The organism is Opitutia bacterium (genome assembly GCA_016217545.1).
GTDB lineage: Bacteria > Verrucomicrobiota > Verrucomicrobiia > Opitutales > Opitutaceae > Didemnitutus.
Genome location: JACRHT010000016.1, coordinates 725,980 through 746,275, shown reverse-complemented (window position 1 = coordinate 746,275; position 20,296 = coordinate 725,980). Strand labels below are relative to the sequence as shown.

Sequence of the window (20,296 nt, the reverse complement as noted above, 5' to 3'; positions counted from 1 at the left end):
GTCGGAGTTGAGAGTTGAGAGTCTGGAGTTGAGAGGCGCTGAACCTAAGAAATGGTGGAAGCGGTGCGGGCGGGCAGGGCGCTCTTCAGGGCGCGCTGGTAGGCCCAGAGCATTTTGTTGGCGGCGTAGCGATCGATCGCGGGATAGCCGTTGGTGACGGAGTCGCTCTCGTGCAGGAGATCGAGGCCGTGGTCGGAGCGGAAGACGCCGTCCCAACCGATCTCGACGAGCGTGCGCATGACGGCGAGGAGATCGACGTTGGCGGTGGGGTCGGCGTGGTCGGCTTCGTGGAAGGTTTTTTCCGCGGTCGTTTTCACGCTGCGGAGATGCGCCCACGCGATGGAGTCCTTGAACTCGCGGATCATGCCCACGATGTCGTTCGCCGGATCGGCGCCGTAGGAACCTGTGCAGAAACAAAGCGCGTTCGAGCGGTGCGGGTAGAGCGAGAGCAGGCGGCGGATGTCCGCGGCGTTGCAGAGAAACGCGGGGAGGCCGAGGTAGGACCACGGCGGGTCGTTCGGATGCGCGGCGAGACGGATGTTACTCGCGGCGGCGGCGGGGATGATCGCTTTCAGCGCGTAGCGGACGTTTTCCCAGAAGCCGCTCGCACCGAGATCGGCGTAGGCTTTTTGCAGCGCGCTGAATTCTTCGCGGCTGTAGCGGCGGCCCCAGCCGGGGAGAAAGAGGCCGTGCGAGAGGTCGATGCGCGCCATCGCGGCGTGATCGTAGGCGAGACCGCGCGTGCCGTTGGGGTGGAGGTGCGCGAGTTCGGTGCGGCCCCAGTCGAGCGGCATCAGGTTATACGTGACAATGATCTCGCCGGCGTCGGGGAAGGCCGCGCGGATGTTCGCGAGCGACTGGATGTAGTTTTCGATGTGCAGGTCGCGGTCGCCGCGGCCGAGTTTCATGTCGTCGGTCCAGAAAACGCTCTCGATCGGGCCGAGAGCGAGTTCCTGTTCGGCGAGTTCGTCACGCAGCCGGCGCAGGTCCTCGACCGGCCAGATTTCGCCGGGCGGGATGTGCGCGAGGTGCGTGACGACGAGCGGACGCGGCGTCATTTGCCGCAGCCAGAGCAGCGGCACGCGGTCGGAGTGACCATACCAACGGAAGGCGGTTTGCATCGGGGCGTGGAGCGGCGGTGCGGGTCAGGCCTTGTTGGCGGCGGCGACGAATTCCTTGGCGCGGAGCGTGATCGCGGCCCAGTCCTTGGCCTTGAGCGCGGCGGGTTGCACGAGGGCGCTGCCGGCGGCGGTGGCGTAGGCGCCCGCCTTGAGGAAATCGGCGACGGTCTCGGGTGTGACGCCGCCGGTGGGCATGACGTTCAGGAAGGGGAAGGGGGCCTTGAGGGACTTGATGAAGGCGGGGCCGAAGAACTCGGCGGGGAAGACCTTCACGACGTCGGCGCCGAGTTCGTAGGTGTTGTAGGCTTCCGTCGGCGTGAGCGCGCCGCCGAGGATGGCGAGGCCGCGCTCCTTGCAGGCGGCGATGACCGCGGGGCGCACGCAAGGCGTGACGATGAACTTCGCCCCGGCGGCCTGGGCCTGCGCGACGGTCTCGGCGTTGACGACGGTGCCCATGCCGAAGGTCACGTGCGGGAGCTCCTTCGCGGCCTTGGCGAGCACGTCGAGCGCGCCGGGCGTGGACATCGTGAGCTCGATGACCGTGAGGCCACCGGCGGCGAGGGCGCGGGCGCAGTCGATGAGACTGTCGGGGCCGTCGGCGCGGATGAGCGCGATGACCTTCTCTTGTTTGATGCGGGCGAGGACTTCGGACTTGTTCATGGGAGAAAGAAATTTTTCGCAGTCGAAACTCTAGCAGAGCGCGATGTCTACACCCGGCGGAAGCGTGTCATGCCGAGTAATACGCAAGCGCTGCACAAGCGCCTTCCCGTGCGCGGGCGGCGCGCGAAATGTCGCGGGGCGGCGGCGCTTGGGATGGCGGGTGGTGAGCATCGCAACGCGGATTCGACGACTCACTCGCCGCCGGCCCACTTGGGCTTCTGGCGGAGATGGTAAAGGCGTTCGCCGGCCTTCGGCTCGAGGAAAACGCCCTCGTGTTCGCGGTTGGCGAAGTCCTCTTTCTTGATCGTGCGCCAGTCGCGGTAGCCGAGGTTGATCTTGCGGCAGGTGGCCTCGGGGATGCCGGTCGCGAGCGTCACGCGCACGCGCGGCGTCTCGATGCCGGTTTTCTCGTCGTAGGTGCCGATGCCGTGCACGTGGGTGGAGTGGGCGAGGGTGCCCCACGGCTCGTGTTGGAACTTGTCCCACTGCTTGAGGAAATACTGCACGCAGTGGTAGCCGATGCGCTCGATCATCTTGCCGTGCACGACGGAGACTTCGTGGATGTGCGGCGCGTAGATGATGAGCTCGCCGCCGTCGGCGACGATCGGCTCGAGTTTATACATGCACTTACCGCCGACCCAGAGTTCGTCATACATCGCGGGCGCGCAGCTGAGCACGGTGTGGAACGGGCGGTCCTTGTAAGTGATGTGGAGCTGGCGCGAGAGTTCGCTGGCGTCATCCCATGCCTGCTCGGGCGTGCCGGCGAAGAGGCCGGCGAGGTCGCCCTTGCCCTGCACGACCATCGCGAAGCAGAGCTTCGGCACTGTGACGAGGGCGCCGGCGCGATCGACGACTTTGCGCACGGGCGTCCACTTGTTGCCGATGATCATCGGGTTCGTGACGACGGCGCCGAGCCAGTGAAAAAAATTCAAGATGCCCGGACCCGCGACGCCGGGGAAGAGATACTTGTTGCCGCCGGAGAAGCCGACGACCTCGTGGGGGAAGACCGGTCCGACGATGATGAGTTCGTCGTAGTCGAAGAGGCGCTTGTTGACGTGCACGGGCACGTCCATCGCGAAGAGACCGCCGGAGAGTTCGCGAATCTGCTCGGCGGGGATGCAGCCGAGATCGCGGAGCGCGGCGGGGTTGTCCCATTCGTGGTTGATGAACTCGACGTCGCGGTAGGTGGAGGCGCGTTCGTCGGCGGAGATTTCGACGCGTTCGTTGATGGCGGTGTCGGTCATCGCTGGGTGCGTGCCGAGGGCGATCATGACGTCGAATTTCCTCACGGCGCCCGCGAGTTGCGCGAAGAGCGTCTTGAACATCAGGCCGACGGGCGCGGTGCGCGTGCCGTCGGGGATGATGAGGCACACGCGCTTGCCGCGGTAGTTGGCGGCGGGGCAGGCGCGAGCGACGAGGTCGCGCACGGTGTCGTCGCTGAGCGACTGGCCGGACGGAGCGAGGGAACGGTAGGGCGCGTCGGACATGTCAGGATTCCTGGCCGCGGTAGCCGAGGTGTTCGGAGAGTTCGCGGGCGGCGGCCATCACGTGCGCGCCCATCTCGGGGATGCGTTCGCGGGTGAAGCGAACCGTGGCGGCGGTGATGCCGATCGCGGCGGCGACTTTGCCGTCGGAGGCGTAGACCGGCGCGGCGAGGCAGCGGACGCCGGGATTGAACTCCTCGTCGTCGAGGCTGTAGCCGCGCTTGCGCGTCGCTTCGATTTCGCGGCGAATTTCCGCGAGCGTCGTCAACGTGCGCGGGGTGCGCTTGGTGGGCTTGGCGGAGGAGGGGAAGAGTTCCGCGAGGCGCTCGTAGTGCAGGAACGAGAGGAAGGTCTTGCCCGTCGACGAGCAGTGCAGCTCGGCGAGGAAGCCCGGGCGCGAGGCGGCGCGGAGCGGGTGCAGGCTGTCCTGCACGGCGACGATGAGCGAACGGTCGTCGCAGGGAATCGCGAGGTGCGCGGTCTCGTCGGTTACCTGAGTGAGCTTGAGCAGGACAGGTTGGGCGAGTTCGCGGATCTCGGTGCCGGAGAGAGCGGCGTTACCAAGTTGGATGAGGACCGGGCCGAGCTCGAAGCGGCTGTCGACCTTGCGCGCGAGCCCCTCGAGCGTGAGCGTGCTCATGATGCGCAGCGTGGTCGTCACGGGGATTTTCAGCTCCCGGGCGATGTCCGCGACCTTGTAGCCCTCGGTGGAGCGGCCGAGCAGCTTGAGGATGCGGCAGGCGTTGCGGAGATTCGGGATGACGTAGCGCTCGGCGTCGGAGGCGGGCGACGTTGTCCGGGAGGCGGCGGGGCGGGTGGGATAGGGGGCGGGTTTCACCAGAGAAGATCATGCGCGGCGAGTCGCGCACGGGGGAGAATTTTATTGCCAAAGCGAACGACATTCACCATTGAATAGCAAGTTCATTAGTGAACTTCAGCGAAATTCCCCAGCTCCCCTTTTTTCGCTGAGCTAAAACCTACCACCCCCCACCCTATGCTACCCACCCCGACTGCTCGTCGGCACGTTGTTGCCGGCTTTGTCCGTGGATTCCTACGCTGCGCCCCGCTGGGGCGTTGGCTCGCCGGCCTCGCTCTGATGGCCGTGCTCGCAGTGCCTTCGTTTGCCCAGGCGGCGGGCGAAATTTCCGGTCGCGTGCTGAACGTCGGCACCGGCCGCTACCTGAACAATGCCCGCGTCACCGTCGACGGCACCACGCGCGAAACGTTCACGAACGAGTTCGGCGAATATCGCTTCGCGGACCTCCCGGCGGGAACGGTCACCGTCAAAGTCGTCTATACCGGTCTCGATCCGAAATCCGAGTCCGTGACGGTCGCGGCCGGCCAAAGCACCACGCTGAATTTTGAACTCACGAGCGCGGACCGCTACGGCAAGACCGACGACAAGGTCGTGCAGCTCGACACCTTCGTCGTGCAGTCCAACCGCGAATACGAAGGCAACGCGCTCGCGACGAACGAACAGCGCTACGCTCCCAACGTGAAGGTCGTCATGGCGGCCGACGCTTTCGGTGCGGTCAACGAGGGCAATCCCGGCGAGTTCCTCAAATACCTGCCCGGCGTCTCGGTCGATTACGTCGCCGCCGACGTGCGCACGGTTTCCGTTCGCGGCTTCGCTTCCAATTTCTCCAACGTCTACTGGGACGGCATGCGCCTGACTTCCTCCGCGTCGGGCAGCAGCAATCGCGTGTTCGAGTTCGAGCAGGTTTCGATCAACAACACCTCCCGCACGGAAATCATCAAGCTGCCGACGCCCGACATCCCGGCCGACTCCCTCGGCGGTGCCGTGAACTTCATTTCGAAGAACGCGTTCGAGCGCAAAGGCGCGCAGTTCAATTACCGCGTCTACATGAACATGAATTCGGAGAACATGGACATCCTCCAGAAGACGCCCGGGCCCGGCGTGAAGAAGACGTTCAAGGTGCTCCCGAATTTCGATTTCGACTACACGCTGCCGGTCAACGACCGCTTCGGCCTCGTCATCACTGGACTCTCGTCCAATCAGCACGTCGAACAGCATCGCTGGCAGCCGACGTGGAACTTCCAGCAGGGCGGCGGCACCTACACGCCCGCCGGCGGCTCCGCCACCACGCTCACGGCCGCGACACCGTCCAACCCCTACATGCAGCAATGGCAGATTCAGGACGGTCCCAAGACCACCAATCGCGCCTCGATCGGCATCAAGGCCGACTGGAAGCTCACGAAGAACCAGACGCTCTCGGTCGCCTACCAGGACAACTACTACAAGACCTTCTTCGGCAATCGTAACCTGAACTTCAACATGGGCACCAGCGGCACCCCGAGCACCAACACCGGCACGCCGATCTCCTGGGGCTCCGACTTCGTGCAGGCGGCGTCCGGCCGCGGCTCGGTCACCCAGGGCAGCTCCTTCCGCGACAAGCTCGGCAACACCTCCGCCGGCAACATCGTTTGGAAATGGAACAACGCGGAGTGGGATGTCGATGCCGGCGTCAACGGCGTCCAGTCGCGCACTTGGTATCGCGCGCTCGCCCGCGGGCACTTCGCCAACGTCGGCACGAGCCTCGTCGGCGTCACCAACCTGCGCGCCGATGGCTTCAACTTCCCCGGCGGCATGAACATCACGGCGAAGGACGCCTCGGGCAACGTGCTCGATCCCTACAACCTGAACAATTTCCGCCTCACCACCGCCTCGAACGACCCGATCGACGGCAAGGCCACCATGAAGAGCGGCCACGTGAACGTCGCGCGCCACTTCGATTCCTGGACCATTCCGGTCAACGTGAAGTTCGGCGGCGAAGTCCGCGAGGAAGGCCGCGACAATCGCCGCTATTCCGAGTCCTACACCTACGTCGGCGCCGACGGCGTCTCCAACACGGCCGACGACAACGCCGGTGCTTTCCTCGACACCGTCTATAAGGGCAGCGATTCCGGTTTCGGCTCCAAGTCGATCCAGTGGATCAATCCCTACCTGCTCGCCGAAGTCTATCGCTCCAACCCCGGCTACTTCACCACGAACGCCGTCACCAACGAGACGAACCGCATCAACAACTCGGAAAAGATGTCCGAGCGCGTCACCGCCTACTACGCGCAGATCGATGGCCGCCTCTTGCGCGGCAAGCTCCGTTTCGTCGGCGGCGTCCGTTACGAGAAGACTAACGACAAGGGCCAGGGCGCGCTGAAGAACGGCTTCGAAGTCCTCTTCGAGCGCAATGCCGACGGCACGCTCGTCGACGGCAATCCGACGCTCGCCGGCATCCAATACGTCCGCAAGGCCTCTGCCGGCCCCGCGGGCGCGACGACCACCACGAACACCCAGACCCCGAGCGGCACCGTCGTGGGCACGGGCGGCGTCACCACGGGCACGTTCACCACCACGACGATGCAGGAACTCGGCATGACCCTCATCGAGCGCGGCTATAGGGCCGACCGCAGCTATGACGGTTACTACCCGAGCCTGCACCTCACCTACGAAATCCGCGACAACCTCCTCCTCCGCGCCGCTTACGCGAAGACCTTCGGCCGCCCGGATTACGCGAACATCATTCCCGCGACCACCATCGACGAGAACGACACCGACCCGACCGCGGCCGGTTCGCTCACCATCCGCAACACCGGCTTGAAGCCCTGGACCGCGAACAACTTCGACCTGTCCCTCGAATACTATCCGGAAAAGGGCGGCCAGATGATCGTGGGCGCCTTCCAGAAAAACCTCAGCGACTTCTGGACAAACGCGCGGTGGCGTCGTCGACGCCGCTCTCGCGCAGGAACTCGGCATCGATCCCCGCTACGTCGGCTGGTCCGTCAACACGACGATCAACGGGGGCGACGCCAAGGTCAGCGGTTGGGAATTCAGCGTCATCCAGCCGCTCAAGTTCCTCCCGGGCTGGGGTCGCTACTTCACGGTCAAGGCCAACGGCACGGCCCTGCACCTCTCGGGCGACAACACGCCTGACTTCCGCGGCTTCATCTCCAAGACCGGCAACTTCAGCCTCAGCTTCGCCAAGAAGCCCTGGGTGGTGAACGCGAACATGAACTTCCGCGGTCGCCAAAAGGGCACGTCCGCCACCGCCGCCGCGATCCAGACCGGTGCGCAATACGGCACCACCACCGGCTTCTTCGAATACTACCAGCCGCGCTGGAATCTCGATCTCAGCGGCGAATACCAGCTCAACAAGCACTTCACCTTCTTCGCCGCCGCCCGCAACGTCCTGAACAAGGAGCAGGTCATCGAACGTTTCAACCCGGATACGCCCGGCTACGCCCGCGGTTTCCGCTGGGAAGAGTTCGGTGTGAACTTCTCCTTCGGCATCAAGGGCACCTTCTAAAATTGCCGCATTGGCATCAGCCAACACGGTGCGGCGCGGGTCTTCGTGGGCTCGCGCCGCAGGGGAGGTCCGCCAGGCCAACATCCTGGCGGACTTTTCTCTTTGGGGAGCCCTCGCTTCCCGCTAGTTTTCGCACGATGTCCGCTCGCTCCGCTCTCGCTCTCGTCCTTCTGAGCTTCACCGCACCGTTCGGTGTCGCGCAAACCGCCGCGCCCGCGCCAATCGTCGATCCGATCCTCAAACTCGATCCGCTCGCCGTCACCGCGACCAGCGAAGACGAAGGCTACGACGCCACCGGCATGGGCTCGCTCGACGAACAGATGCGCGACGAGCCGTTCGCCAACGACCTCATCAAGCCGGTCGATACGCAGCTCGACGAGAACATGGCGTCCGACCTCGGCGCCGACCTCAACGCCGTCGGCACTCCGTCGCCCGCCGACCGCATCACGGGCGAAGAGCGGCTCAACCTCCGCGGCTTCCCCACGCCGGTCATGCGCAACGGTTTTGCGCAGCTCGGCATCAACGACGCGCTCAACACCGCCCGCACCGTCGTCATTCAAGGGCCGCTCGTCCCCGTCCTCGGCCGCGCCGCCCCGGGCGGCATCCAGGACATGCAAACCGCGCGCCCGCAGGCGAAGGACCGCCAGCGCGCCGAGGTCCAATTCACCTCGCTCGACCGCCAGCGCGCGCAGCTCGAGACGACCGGCCCGCTGGTGAAAAAGAAACTCTGGCAGCGCCTCGCCGTCGATTGGCAGCGGCGCACCGGCCCGGAACAATTCACCCGTGAGGAAACGCTTTCCGTCAGCACGTCCGTCACGTGGCGCCACGGCCGCTCCGCCAGCACGCTCGTCTCCGCCGATTACCGTGAGATCCGCGCGCGCGTCACGCCGGGCATTCCCGAGTATCGGCCCAAAGGCGGCCTGATCGCCGGCCCGTATTTGCCGCTCGCGGAGTTCAACGCCAACGGCCCCGACGCTGCGATCCGTCGCCGCGCCGCCGTGCTCGGCGTGCAGTTCGATGGCGCCCCAACCAAGACGCTCGCCATCCGCGCCAACGCGGAAGGGTGGTGGCGCGACGTCGTGCAGGACCGCTTCACCACCTCGGTGCTCTCGCTCGACACCGGCCTCTTCGAAGGCACGCGCGAGCCGCGCCACATCGAGCAGCCGCAGCACGCCTACGCGTTGCAGCTCGAACTCACCAACCGCTTCCGCGCGTTCGGCGCCGAGCACAAGCTCCTCGCCTCCGGCAGCCACACGTGGGGCGAATACGGCCGCGAAGACCGCGCGCTGCCGACGTCCGCGCGCGACGCGCTCCCGCTCTCCGTGCGGAAGTTCAATCCCTACGCGCCGGACTACTATCGCCCCGATTACGATCCCGCCGTCTTCAGCCGCATCCTGAACGATCGCACCGAATACGCCGGCTACACCGCATTCGAGCTGAGCGATCGCGCGGCGTTCCAGCGCGGCCGCTACGTCGTTTCCACGGGCCTGCGTTACGACGGCGTTTCGCTGCACGTCGAGGATCGCAAACCCGCCGCGCTCTTCCCGCACGTCAGCGACCGCGCGTCGCAGGTCAGCTATCACGCCGGACTCAACTGGCAGCTGAAGCCCAGCCGTCTGCTCGCGTTCGCGAGTCTCAGCACGGCGTTCGATCCGTCGACCCGCGTCGACTCGCGCACCGGGCGCATCCAGGACAACGAGACGACGCTCGGTTACGAAGCCGGCTTGAAGGGACGCTCGAAGCGGGGCGCCGTGGAGTTCAGCGCGAGCGGTTTCGTTCTCTACAACCAACACATTTCCCGCCGCAACCCGCTCTACGACGATCCGGTGTTCGACGCCAACCAGACGCAGCCGCAGCTCGTCGCCGCGGGCGAGGAGCGCTACCGCGGCGGCCGCGCCGAGGTGCGCTGGCAGGTGAATCCCGCCGTTGCCTTCTCGACGCGCGTGGTCGCCATGGAGGCGATCACAACTGCGTCACCCGACCTGCCGCAGGAAATCGGACGCGCCATCTCGCGCCTGCCGGCGCTCACCGCTTACAGCCAGCTGCGCTACCGCCGCCCCGGCCCGAAGGGCGGACCGTTCTTCGCCGCGACGGGACAATACCTCAGCAACTACGTCGCGAACTATGCCGATGCGCGCCGGACCTTCTTGAAATACCCCGGCTACGGCCTGCTGCACGCCAGCGGCGGCTATTCCTGGCGCACGCCCAAGCGCACTTTCGAAGTGGAGGCGGGCATCCGCAACCTCCTCGACCGCGACCTCGTCGCCAGCAACGCGCGCCTCGGCGCCGGTCGCGAACTCACCTTCAGCACTCGACTCCTGTTCTAACATGCTCCGCTCGTTTCTCGCGCTCTCGGCCCTCGCACTGCTCGCTCACGCAGGTGAAATCAAAGCCGACGCCGTCGTCGCGCTCGACGGCAGTGGCAATTACACGTCGTTGCAGGACGCCATCAGCTCCGCGCCCATGCGCACCGATTCGACCCAGCCGCGCTGGACCATTCGCGTGAAGCCCGGCACTTACCACGAGCGCATCTACGTGCAACGCGAGCGCGGCCTGATGCGCATCGTCGGCGACGACGCGGAGAAGACGGTCGTCGAGTTCAACGTCCATGCGAATCTGCCCGGCCCCGACGGCAAACCGCTCGGCACGTTCCGCACACCGACGGTGCAGATCGATGGTGACGGCATGCAGTGGGAGAACATCACTCTCGCCAACACCGCGGGTCCGGTCGGCCAGGCCCTCGCGCTGCGCGCCGACGGCGACCGGCTCGAGTTCCGCCGCGTGCGCTTCCTCGGCTGGCAGGACACGATTCTCGTCAACCGCGGGCGCCACTACTTCGAGGACTGCTACATCGAGGGGCACGTCGACTTCATCTTCGGTGCCGCCACGGTCTGGTTCGAGCGCTGCCACATCCACGCGCTGCGCGACGGCTACCTGACCGCGGCGTCGACACCGCAGGGCTCTGCGCACGGCTACGTATTTTCCCATTGCAAGGTCACTGGCGCGGAGGGCGCGAAAACCTACCTCGGCCGTCCGTGGCGCAACTTCGCCAAGACCGTGTTCCTTCACACCGAGATGTCCGCCAACGTGCGTCCCGAGGGCTGGCACAACTGGAACAAGCCCGACGCCGAGAAGACCACGTTCTACGGCGAATTCGCCAGCACCGGCCCGGGCGGTGCGCCGGCCGCGCGCGTGGCTTGGGCGCACCAGCTCACATCGGACGAAGCGGCTTCCTACACGCCAGCCGCAGTCCTCGGCGGTGCGGATGCCTGGGACCCGACGGCGAGCGGCCGGTAGTCGACGATGAGAACGACGCTCGCCTCGCTGCGGCTCCCGCCAACCCCTCGAATGAGGGGTGCTCTTTCCCGATTTTGGAGGAATTCGCGCTTGCCGCAAAAGGCGGCAAAATTCATAAATGAACCGATAGTTCATTAGCGAACTTTTGTTCTCGTTCCCTGTTTCCCTGCTGTCCCCCCCCTGCTGTCCGAACTTCCGCCCCGCTATCTCATGGATCTGATCCCTGCTGCTGACGTCCGCACCTACGGCTCGATGTCGACCTCCGCTTTGCGCGAGGCGTTCCTCGTCACGGACCTGTATCAACCCGGCAAGCTCACGCTGCGCTATTGGGAAACCGACCGCACGGTGATCGGCGGCGCTATGCCTTTGGCGGCCGAACTCCCGCTCTCCGCCGCCGCGGAGTTGCGCTCCGCATTTTTCTGCGAGCGCCGCGAACTCGGCGTCATCAACACCGGCGGCGACGGCACGGTCACCGTCGACGGCCAGCGCTACGCGATGGCCAACCTCGACACGCTCTACGTCGGCCGCGGCGCGCAGGCGATTTCGTTCGCCTCGGCCGACGCCACGAAGCCCGCGCGGTTCTACCTGCTGAGCTATCCGGCGCACGCCGCCTACCCGACGACGCTCGCGCGCTACGACGCAGCCAACGCCGTCGCGCTCGGCGCGGCCGCCACTGCGAACGATCGCCGGCTCAACAAGGTCATCCACGCCGGCGGCATCAAGAGCTGCCAGCTCGTCATGGGCTTCACGATCCTCCAGCCCGGCAGCATCTGGAACACGATGCCGCCGCACACGCACACGCGCCGCTCCGAGGTCTACATGTATTTCAACATCCCCAACAGCGCCGCCGTCATGCACTTCATGGGCAAGCCCGACGAGACGCGCCACCTCGTCGTCCGCGACCACGAAGCCGTTCTCTCCCCGCCGTGGTCGATCCACAGCGGCGCCGGCACCGACAGTTACGGCTTCATCTGGGGCATGGGCGGCGAGAATCAGGATTTCGCCGACATGGATCCCGCGCCGATCGCGACGCTGCGCTGATTTTCACACCCGCCTGCACACACCCACATGAGCAACATCCTCGACTCCTTCAAACTCACCGGAAAAACCGCCGTCGTCACTGGCGCCGCGCGCGGCCTCGGTCAAGGCATGGCGCTCGCACTCGCTGAAGCCGGCGCGAATATCGTCGCCGTCGACATCCTGCCCGCGGACGACACCGTCAAGCAGGTGCAGGCGCTCGGCAGCAAAGCCGTCGCCGTCGTCGGCAACCTCGGCGATCGCGCGTCGATCCCGCAAGTCATCGCCACCGCGAAGCAGACGTTCCCCGCGCTCGACATCCTCGTGAACTGCGCCGGCATCATCCGCCGCGAGGACTTCGTGAAGTTCTCCGAGAAGGACTGGGACGACGTAATGGGCATCAACATCGACGCCGTGTTCTTCCTCAGCCAGGCGTTCTGCAACGACGTCGTCTCGCGCGGCGGCACGGGCAAGATCATCAACATCGCCTCGATGCTCTCGTTCCAAGGCGGCATCCGCGTGCCGTCCTACACCGCGTCGAAGAGCGCCGTGCAAGGCCTGACGCGCCTCATCGCCAACGAGCTCGCGTCGAAGGGCATCAACTGCAACGCGATCGCGCCCGGCTACATGGCGACCGACAACACCGCGCCGCTCCGCGCCGACGAGAAGCGCTCCGCCGCCATCCTCGATCGCATCCCCGCGGGCCGCTGGGGCACGCCCGACGACTTGAAGGGTGCCGTGGTTTTCCTCGCGTCCTCCGCGTCCGACTACGTCAACGGCTACACGATCGCCGTCGACGGCGGCTGGCTCGCGCGCTGAGGCGAAGTGGAAACCACGAATGGACACGAATGGACACGAATGGGAGCGAAACGCTGCCCGCCTCACGACCATTGGTGTTCATTCGTGTCCATTCGTGGTTCCTCGGTTCGTTTTCTGAGTTCCCGCCTCCTTCCCAAATTTCCATGAAACCCCAACTCCTGTTCGTCGGGCTCGCTTTGCTGTCGAGCTCGCTGCTGGCGGCTGAGAAAATCACGCTCACCGTCACGCACGCGTTGGACATCGCCCGCCCGTCCGAGACGATCACCGTCCCGTGGTCCGAGATCAACAAACACCTCCCCGGCGCGTTGCTGCAGCGCATCGCGGTGAAGGACGCGCAAGGCAACGTTCTCCCTTACCAAGTCACCAACGTCGCCCCGCAGGCCAAGGATCCGAAAGGCGAGGGGATCGCTTACGGCGAGTTGATCTTCCAGCACGACTTCGCCGCCGGCGAGAAGAGCGCGACGTTCACCGTCGAGAAAACCGAGACCGTCGCGCCCGTGTTTCCTTCAAAAGCCTTCGCGCGCTACGTGCCCGAACGGCTCGACGACTTCGCCTGGGAAAACGACAAGATCGGACACCGCACCTACGGCCCCGCGCTCGCCGCTCCGGCGGACGGTGCCGCCAAGGAAGTGCTCGTCACCAGCGGCCTCGACATCTGGTGCAAGCGCGTGAGCTACCCGATCGTTGACCGCTGGTATAACAAGGGCCACGACCACTACCACAAGGACGAGGGCGAGGGCATGGACATGTATAACGTCGGCCCGTCGCGCGGCTGCGGCGGCCTCGGCGTGTGGGACGGCAAGACGCTCTGGGTTGGCCGAAACTACAAATCGTGGAAGGTCATCGCGAATGGTCCGGTCCGCGCGATCTTCGAGCTCACCTACGACACGTGGATGGCCAACGGCGTGATGGTTTCCGAGGTTAAGCGCTTCACCGTCGATGCCGGGCACAATCTCGATCAGATCGACAGCACCTTCCAGATCACCGGTGCGAAGGAAGTCGTCATCGGCATCGGCCTGAACAAGACGCCCGCTGACAAAGGCCAGGAGCCGAAGATCGCGACGACGCCCACACCGGCCGACGGCTCGATCACGCAATGGGTCGAGCAGAAGACCAACGGCGCGCTCGGCACCGCAATCCTCGTCGCCTCGGACGCGTTCCAAGGCTTCGCCGAGGACGATCGCAACCAACTCGTGCTCGCCAAGGTCGCCGCGGGCCAATCGCTCCGCTACTTCGCCGGCGCCGGTTGGTCCAAGGCCGGCGAGTTCACCACTTACCAGGCTTGGAAAGACTACGTCGCCAACGCCGCCGCGCGTGCGCGCGCCCCTGTTTCCGTTACCCTCACCCCGAACTGATTCCGCATGAAACGACTCCTCTGTTGCGCGTTCCTGTTGTCTGCGGCGCTCGCTGCGCCGGCCACCGAATCAACCTTAACCGTGATGGAGCGAGTCGCCGACTGGCAGCTCGCCAATCCCGCGCCCAAGTGGAAATCCACCGACTGGCACAACGCCGCGTTCTACGCCGGCGTGATGGCGCTGGTTGAGGTCTCGCCCAGCCCGCGTTTCCGCGACGCGATGGTCAAGATGGGCGAGGGGAACGCCTGGAAACTCGGCGAGCGCATCTACCACGCCGACGACCACGCGGTCGGCCAGACCTATGCCGACCTCTATCGCGCGACCAAGGACACGCGCATGATCGCGCCGATGCGCGAGCGCTTCGACTACATCCTCGCGCACCAAAAGGACGACAACCTCCTCTTCGATTCGAAGAAGAATCCCGGCCACACCGACCGCTGGTCGTGGTGCGACGCGCTCTTCATGTCGCCGCCCGCGTGGGCCAAGCTCACGCAGTTCACCGGGGACGCGAAGTATCTCGAGTTCGCCGTCACGAAATGGTGGGTGACCTCCGACTACCTTTACGACCGCAGCGAGCGCCTCTATTTCCGCGACAGCTCCATCTTCCCGAAACTCGAGAAGAACGGCGCCAAGGTTTTCTGGGCGCGCGGCAACGGCTGGGTGCTCGGCGGCCTCGTCCGCATGTTGCAGGCGATGCCCGCGGATCATCCCGCACGCGCGAAATTCGTGCAGCAGTTCCGCGAGATGTCCGAGCGCATCGCCGCGTTGCAAAACCCCGACGGCTACTGGCGCGCGAGCATGCTCGATCCGCAGAGCTACCCGATGCAGGAAAGCAGCGGCACCGGTTTCTTCTGCTACGGCATCGCGTGGGGCATCAACGAGGGAATCCTCGATCGCGCCAAGTTCGAGCCGACCGTCCGCAAAGCCTGGTCCGCGCTCCTCGCGTGTGTGAAGCCCGATGGCCGTCTCACGCATGTGCAGCCGGTTGGTTTCACGCCGGTCACCTTCGACGAAAACTCCACCGAACCCTACGGCGTCGGCGCCTTCCTGCTCGCCGGCCGCGAGATGATCCGCCTCGGCCAATAATCCTTCCGTCACCTCTGCTGTTATGAAGTTCACCCGCACCCTGTTTGCTCTCGCTGTTGTTTTCGGTCTCGTTGCCCGCTCGCTCGCGGCCGACGCTCCGCAGAAATTCAACGGCGCCACGCCGCTCGAGTGGTCGCAGCGCCTCGCCGATTCCGAGATGAAGCGCCTCGGCAACGCGCTCGAGGCCGGCGGCTCGAACCCGCGCGCGCGCTGGGATTATTCGCCCGGTGTGCTCGCGCTCAGCTTGGTTCGCCTCGGCGACACGACGGGCAACGCGGCCTACACGCAATTCGGCACGCGCGCCGTCGCCTCGCACGTCAACACCGACGGCGTCATCGCCGGCTACAAGGAGGAAGACTACAACATCGACAATATCCCGCCGGGCAAAGTGCTCCTCGCCGCCATCGCGCGCGGCGAAAAGAGCCCCGCCTACGTGAAGGCTGTGCAGGCGCTGCGCGACCAGATGCGGCGGCACCCGCGCACGAGCGAGGGCGGCTTCTGGCACAAGAAGCGTTATCCGCACCAGATGTGGCTCGACGGCCTCTACATGGCCTCGCCGTTCCTCGCGCAATACGCCGTGGAGTTCAACGAGCCGGCCCTCTTCGACGACGTCGCGAAGCAGATCGTCCTGATGGACGCGCACAGCTACGATCCCGCGACCGGCCTTTTCTGGCACGCGTGGGACGAAGCCAAGGCGCAGAGCTGGGCGGACAAACAGACCGGTTACTCGCCGCACTTCTGGAGCCGCGCCATCGGATGGTATGCGATGGCGATCGTCGACTCGCTCGACTATATGCCGGTCAGCCAGCCGGAGATCGATCACATCGTCGGCATCCTGAAGCGCCTCGCCGACGGCGTCGTTCGCTGGCAGGACCCGAAGACCGGCGTCTGGTGGCAGATCACCAACCTCGGCACGCGCCAGGGCAATTACCTCGAAGGTTCCGGCTCCTCGATGTTCGTCTACGCGCTCGCGAAAGCCGTGAACAAGGGCTACCTGCCGCGCGAAAAATACGAAGCCGCGATCCTCAAGGGCTACCAAGGCATCCTCGACACGCTCATCAAGTCCAACTCCGACGGCTCCATCCGCCTCACGCAAATCTGCCAGGGCGCCGGCCTCGGTTACACGATGGCCAACGGCCGCCCGCGTGACGGCTCGTTCGACTATTACATCAGCGAGCCCATCGTCGACAACGACGCGAAGGGCACCGGCCCGTTCATCCTCGCCGGCATCGAAGTCGAAAAGATGGTCGCGACCAAATCGGCCGCGGCGTCTGCTTCATTTCAGGCGCGCGGTTGGGATGACTACGAGCGCGTCCTCGCCCGCATCAAGGCCCCGACGTTCCCCGCGAAGGATTTTCCGATCACGGATTTTGGCACCGCTGCTGGCTCGCCCGACAGCAGTGACGCGATCACCAAGGCCATCGCCGCCGCCAACGCCGCGGGCGGCGGTCGCGTGGTGATTCCCGCCGGCGAATGGTTCACCGGTGCCATCCACCTCAAGAGCAACGTCAACCTCCACGTCAGCAAGGGCGCGACGCTCAAGTTTCTCACCGACCCGAAGAAATACCCCATTGTCTTCACGCGCTGGGAAGGCGTGGAGCTGATGAACGTCTCGCCGCTCATCTACGCCTGGGAGCAGGAGAACATCGCCATCACCGGCGAAGGCACGCTCGACGGCCAGGCCGACTGGGACAACTGGTGGGGATGGAACAAGAAGGAACCCGGCGTCGCCCCGCGTCAGCGCATCGCCCGCGAGAAACTGCTGAAGATGGGCGAGACCAACGTCCCCGTTGCTGAGCGCGTCTTCGGCCCCGAGGATCATCTCCGCCCGAATTTCATTCAGCCTTACCGCTGCAAGAACATCCTCATCGAGGGCGTCACGATCATCCGTTCGCCGATGTGGGAAATCCATCCCGTGCTCTCGCAGAACATCACCGTGCGCGGCGTGAAAATCCACTCACACGGCCCGAACAACGACGGCTGCGACCCCGAGTCGTCACGCGACATCCTCGTCGAGGATTGCGTGTTCGACACCGGCGACGACTGCATCGCAATCAAGTCTGGCCGCAACGGCGACGGCCGCCGCGTCGGCGTGCCGACCGAGAACATGGTCATCCGCAACTCCAAGATGCTCGACGGCCACGGTGGCGTGGTCCTCGGTTCCGAATGCTCCGGCGGCATCCGCAACATCTTCGTGGAGAACTGCGAGATGGACAGCCCCAACCTCGATCGCGCCCTGCGCTTCAAGAACAACGCCGTGCGCGGCGGCACGCTCGAAAACGTCTTCGCGCGCAACATCCGCGTCGGCCACGTCGGCGAAGCCGTCCTCACGATCGATTTCCGCTACGAGGAGGGCGCCAAGGGCGACTTTCGGCCCATTGTCCGCAACGTCCAGCTCGAGAACATCACCAGCTCCGCCAGCCCGCGCGCGCTTTACATCCGCGGCATCCCGAACGGGGTGATCGAGAATATCCGAGTGAAGAACTCCCAGTTCAACGATTTGACTGAACCCGAGGTCGTCGAGCACGCCGGTTCTGTTACCTTCACCAACGTCACGCTATCTCCCAAGAAAATGCCGAAGGGCCTCAACTCCGTTCCCAGCCCCGAAAGCAAATGAGCGCTGTTCCCCAACCCCCGACCCCCATGAGCAGACTTGAAGAAATTAATCAACAGATCGGCCGCTATCGCTGGACGATCTGCGCGCTCGTTTTCTTCGCCACCACGGTCAACTACCTCGACCGTAACGTGCTCGGCCTCCTCAAGCCGATCCTCTCCGCCGACGGCGTCTTCGGCGCCGACAAGGCGGCGCAAGAGCTCAACTACTCGACCGTGGTGATCTGTTTCCAGTTCACCTACGCGATCGGCATGATCTTCGCCGGTCGGTTCATCGACTGGGTCGGCACAAAGTCCGGCTACGCCTACTCGCTCATCGGCTGGAGCATCGCGGCCATCGGCCACGCCTTCGGCCACCACACGTGGAGCTTCGGTTTCTGGCGCGCCGCGCTCGGTCTCACCGAGTCGGGCAATTTCCCCGCCGCCAACAAGACCATGGCCGAGTGGTTCCCGAAGAAGGAGCGCGCGCTCGCCACCGGCCTCTACAACTCCGGCGCCAACGTCGGTGCGATCGTCGCCCCCATCACCGTGCCCTACATCGCCGAGTGGTGGGGTTGGGAATGGGCGTTCATCCTCACCGGCGCCGTCGGTCTGCTCTGGCTGTTCTTCTGGTATCGCACCTACGACTCTCCGGCCGCGAAGCTCAAGAACGGCCAACTCACCCAGGCCGAATACGACTACATCCACAGCGACAAGGACGACGCCCCGGCTGCCGTCGCGGGTGCCCCGGTCGCGAAGGTCAGCTGGTTCAAGCTCCTCGGCTTCCGCCAGACGTGGGCGTTCTTCTTCGGCAAATTCCTCACCGATCCGATTTGGTGGTTCTACATGTTCTGGCTCCCGGCGTTCCTGAACGAGGAAAACGCGCGCAAGATCACCGCGTTCAAGGCCGCGCATCCCGGCTTCACCGGCCCGAGCTCTGAAGTGCCCGGCTTCATCAGCTGGACCGTGGCCGTGGCGGTCGTCTACTCGATCTCCACAGTCGGCTCGATCTTCGGCGGCTGGCTGCCGAAACGTTTCGCGAACGGCGGCATGGACCTGAACAAGGCGCGCAAGCTCTCGATGTTCATCTTCGCGCTCGGGCCGCTGACCGTGCTCTTCGCCTCCCGTCTCGGCGAAATCGACATCTGGCTCGCGGTGCTGACCATCGGCGTCGCCTGCGCGGCGCACCAAGCCTGGTCGGCCAACATCTTCACGACCGTCTCCGACATGTTCCCGAAACGCGCCGTGGCGTCGGTCACCGGCATCGGCGGCATGGCGGGCGGCATTGGCGGCATCCTCATCGCCCGCGCGGCGGGTCTGTTGCTCGCGCACTACACGACCCTCGGCAAGATCGAGGTCGGCTACGGCATCCTGTTCGTCGTGTGCGGCACCGCCTACATCGTCGCGTGGGTCGTCATGCACCTGCTCGTGCCGAAGTTCCAACTCGTCAAACTCGACGAGGCCTAAATGACGCTCCGCTTCCTCGCGCTTTGCCTCGTGCTCGCCGCGCCGCTCGGCGCGGTCGAGTCCGTGAAATGGTCCGAACGCCTGCCGCGCGACGCGAAGTGGCTCGCCGGCGAGCAGGGCCGCGCGATTGCGGAGAACCTGCTGCTCTACCAATACCCGTCAGGCGGCTGGCCCAAGAACATCGACATGGCCAAGCCGCTCACGTCCGCCGAGCGGGCGGAACTCGAAGAGCGCGCGCACGACGACGCGACAATCGACAACGGCGCCACGACCACGCAGATCAAATTCCTCGCCCGTTCCTACGTCGCGACGCAGGAGCCGCGCTACCGCGCCGCGGCCGAGCGGGGCATCGATTACCTGCTCGCCGCGCAATATCCGAATGGCGGCTGGCCGCAGTATTTCCCGCTGCGCAAAGGCTACTACACCCACATCACGTTCAACGACGACGCGATGGTCCGCGTGCTCGAGGTCCTGCGCGCGGTGGGCGAGGGGAGTGAACCGTTTTCATGGGTCGATGACGCGCGCCGCGAGAAAGCCCGCGCTGCCGTCGCGCGCGGCGTCGACTGCATTCTCAAGTGCCAGATTGTGCAGAACGGGATACTCACCGCGTGGTGCGCGCAGCACGATGAAACGACGTTCGCGCCCGCCTGGGCCCGCAAGTTCGAGCCTCCCTCCATCGCCAGTCGCGAGAGCGCCACGATCGTCAACTTTCTGATGAGCCTGCCGCGGCCGTGGCCGGAAATCGTCCGCGCCGTCGACGCAGCCGTCGCTTGGTTCGAGAAGACTCCGGTGCACGGCATCCGCTGGACCGAGAAGCCCACGGCGACGGGCATGGAGCGCTTTGCCGAAAGGGATCCCGCCGCGCCGGACACTTGGGCGCGGTTCTACGAACTCGGCACCGATCGGCCCGTGTTCATGGGCCGTGACTCGGTCGTGCACTACGATGTCAACGAGATCGAACTCGAGCGCCGGAACGGCTACGGCTGGTATTCCGAGCAACCTCGGTCCGTTCTGAAGGCCTACCGATCATGGAAGGCCAAGCTGCAGCCCTGAGCGTCACCCCACGCTCGCGCTTG

The 20,296-nt window shown here is 65.2% G+C and carries 15 protein-coding genes; 11 read left to right on the top strand and 4 right to left on the bottom strand.

Annotation, left to right across the window (positions count from 1 at the left end; translation table 11 throughout):
- Window positions 1–44: 44 nt before the first annotated feature.
- The 4 genes from HZA32_15435 to HZA32_15420 form a co-directional block, all read right to left on the bottom strand.
- Entirely contained in the window at window positions 45–1,121 is a 1,077-nt protein-coding gene (locus HZA32_15435; GenBank protein ID MBI5425471.1) for a mannonate dehydratase, read from the bottom strand.
- Window positions 1,122–1,145: 24 nt separating this feature from the next.
- On the bottom strand, window positions 1,146–1,781 hold the full coding sequence (locus HZA32_15430; protein ID MBI5425470.1) for a bifunctional 4-hydroxy-2-oxoglutarate aldolase/2-dehydro-3-deoxy-phosphogluconate aldolase: 636 nt from the start codon (window positions 1,779–1,781) through the stop codon (window positions 1,146–1,148).
- 191 nt (window positions 1,782–1,972) lie between these two features.
- Window positions 1,973–3,268, bottom strand: a complete 1,296-nt coding sequence (locus HZA32_15425) for a DUF2088 domain-containing protein (protein ID MBI5425469.1) — start codon at window positions 3,266–3,268, stop codon at window positions 1,973–1,975.
- A 1-nt stretch (window position 3,269) separates the two neighbouring features.
- Window positions 3,270–4,103 carry an IclR family transcriptional regulator gene (locus HZA32_15420; GenBank protein ID MBI5425468.1) on the bottom strand — a complete coding sequence of 278 codons (834 nt, stop codon included), beginning with the start codon at window positions 4,101–4,103 and terminating at the stop codon, window positions 3,270–3,272.
- 258 nt (window positions 4,104–4,361) lie between these two features.
- Between HZA32_15420 and HZA32_15415 the strand changes: the two genes are divergently transcribed.
- The 11 genes from HZA32_15415 (at window position 4,362) to pelA (ending at window position 20,273) form a co-directional block, all read left to right on the top strand.
- Window positions 4,362–7,214 carry a TonB-dependent receptor gene (locus HZA32_15415; protein ID MBI5425467.1) on the top strand — a complete coding sequence of 951 codons (2,853 nt, stop codon included), beginning with the start codon at window positions 4,362–4,364 and terminating at the stop codon, window positions 7,212–7,214.
- Between the two features lie 76 nt (window positions 7,215–7,290).
- Window positions 7,291–7,587 carry a TonB-dependent receptor gene (locus HZA32_15410; GenBank protein ID MBI5425466.1) on the top strand — a complete coding sequence of 99 codons (297 nt, stop codon included), beginning with the start codon at window positions 7,291–7,293 and terminating at the stop codon, window positions 7,585–7,587.
- Window positions 7,588–7,724: 137 nt separating this feature from the next.
- Entirely contained in the window at window positions 7,725–9,914 is a 2,190-nt protein-coding gene (locus HZA32_15405; GenBank protein MBI5425465.1) for a hypothetical protein, read from the top strand.
- Window position 9,915: 1 nt separating this feature from the next.
- A complete protein-coding gene (locus tag HZA32_15400; GenBank protein MBI5425464.1) occupies window positions 9,916–10,884 on the top strand; it encodes a pectin esterase in 969 nt (322 codons plus the stop codon).
- A gap of 210 nt (window positions 10,885–11,094) precedes the next feature.
- Window positions 11,095–11,925: a 5-dehydro-4-deoxy-D-glucuronate isomerase gene (gene kduI, locus HZA32_15395; protein MBI5425463.1), complete on the top strand. Its 831-nt coding sequence runs from the start codon at window positions 11,095–11,097 to the stop codon at window positions 11,923–11,925.
- Between the two features lie 36 nt (window positions 11,926–11,961).
- A complete protein-coding gene (gene kduD, locus HZA32_15390; protein MBI5425462.1) occupies window positions 11,962–12,720 on the top strand; it encodes a 2-dehydro-3-deoxy-D-gluconate 5-dehydrogenase KduD in 759 nt (252 codons plus the stop codon).
- Between the two features lie 143 nt (window positions 12,721–12,863).
- Window positions 12,864–14,075, top strand: coding sequence for a DUF4861 domain-containing protein (locus HZA32_15385; GenBank protein ID MBI5425461.1), 1,212 nt, complete (start codon window positions 12,864–12,866; stop codon window positions 14,073–14,075).
- A gap of 6 nt (window positions 14,076–14,081) precedes the next feature.
- Entirely contained in the window at window positions 14,082–15,161 is a 1,080-nt protein-coding gene (locus HZA32_15380; protein ID MBI5425460.1) for a glycoside hydrolase family 88 protein, read from the top strand.
- Window positions 15,162–15,183: 22 nt separating this feature from the next.
- A complete protein-coding gene (locus HZA32_15375; GenBank protein MBI5425459.1) occupies window positions 15,184–17,778 on the top strand; it encodes a glycoside hydrolase family 88 protein in 2,595 nt (864 codons plus the stop codon).
- A gap of 26 nt (window positions 17,779–17,804) precedes the next feature.
- Window positions 17,805–19,220, top strand: a complete 1,416-nt coding sequence (locus tag HZA32_15370; protein ID MBI5425458.1) for an MFS transporter — start codon at window positions 17,805–17,807, stop codon at window positions 19,218–19,220.
- Window positions 19,221–20,273 carry a pectate lyase gene (gene pelA / locus HZA32_15365; GenBank protein MBI5425457.1) on the top strand — a complete coding sequence of 351 codons (1,053 nt, stop codon included), beginning with the start codon at window positions 19,221–19,223 and terminating at the stop codon, window positions 20,271–20,273.
- The last annotated feature ends 23 nt before the right edge of the window (window positions 20,274–20,296 follow it).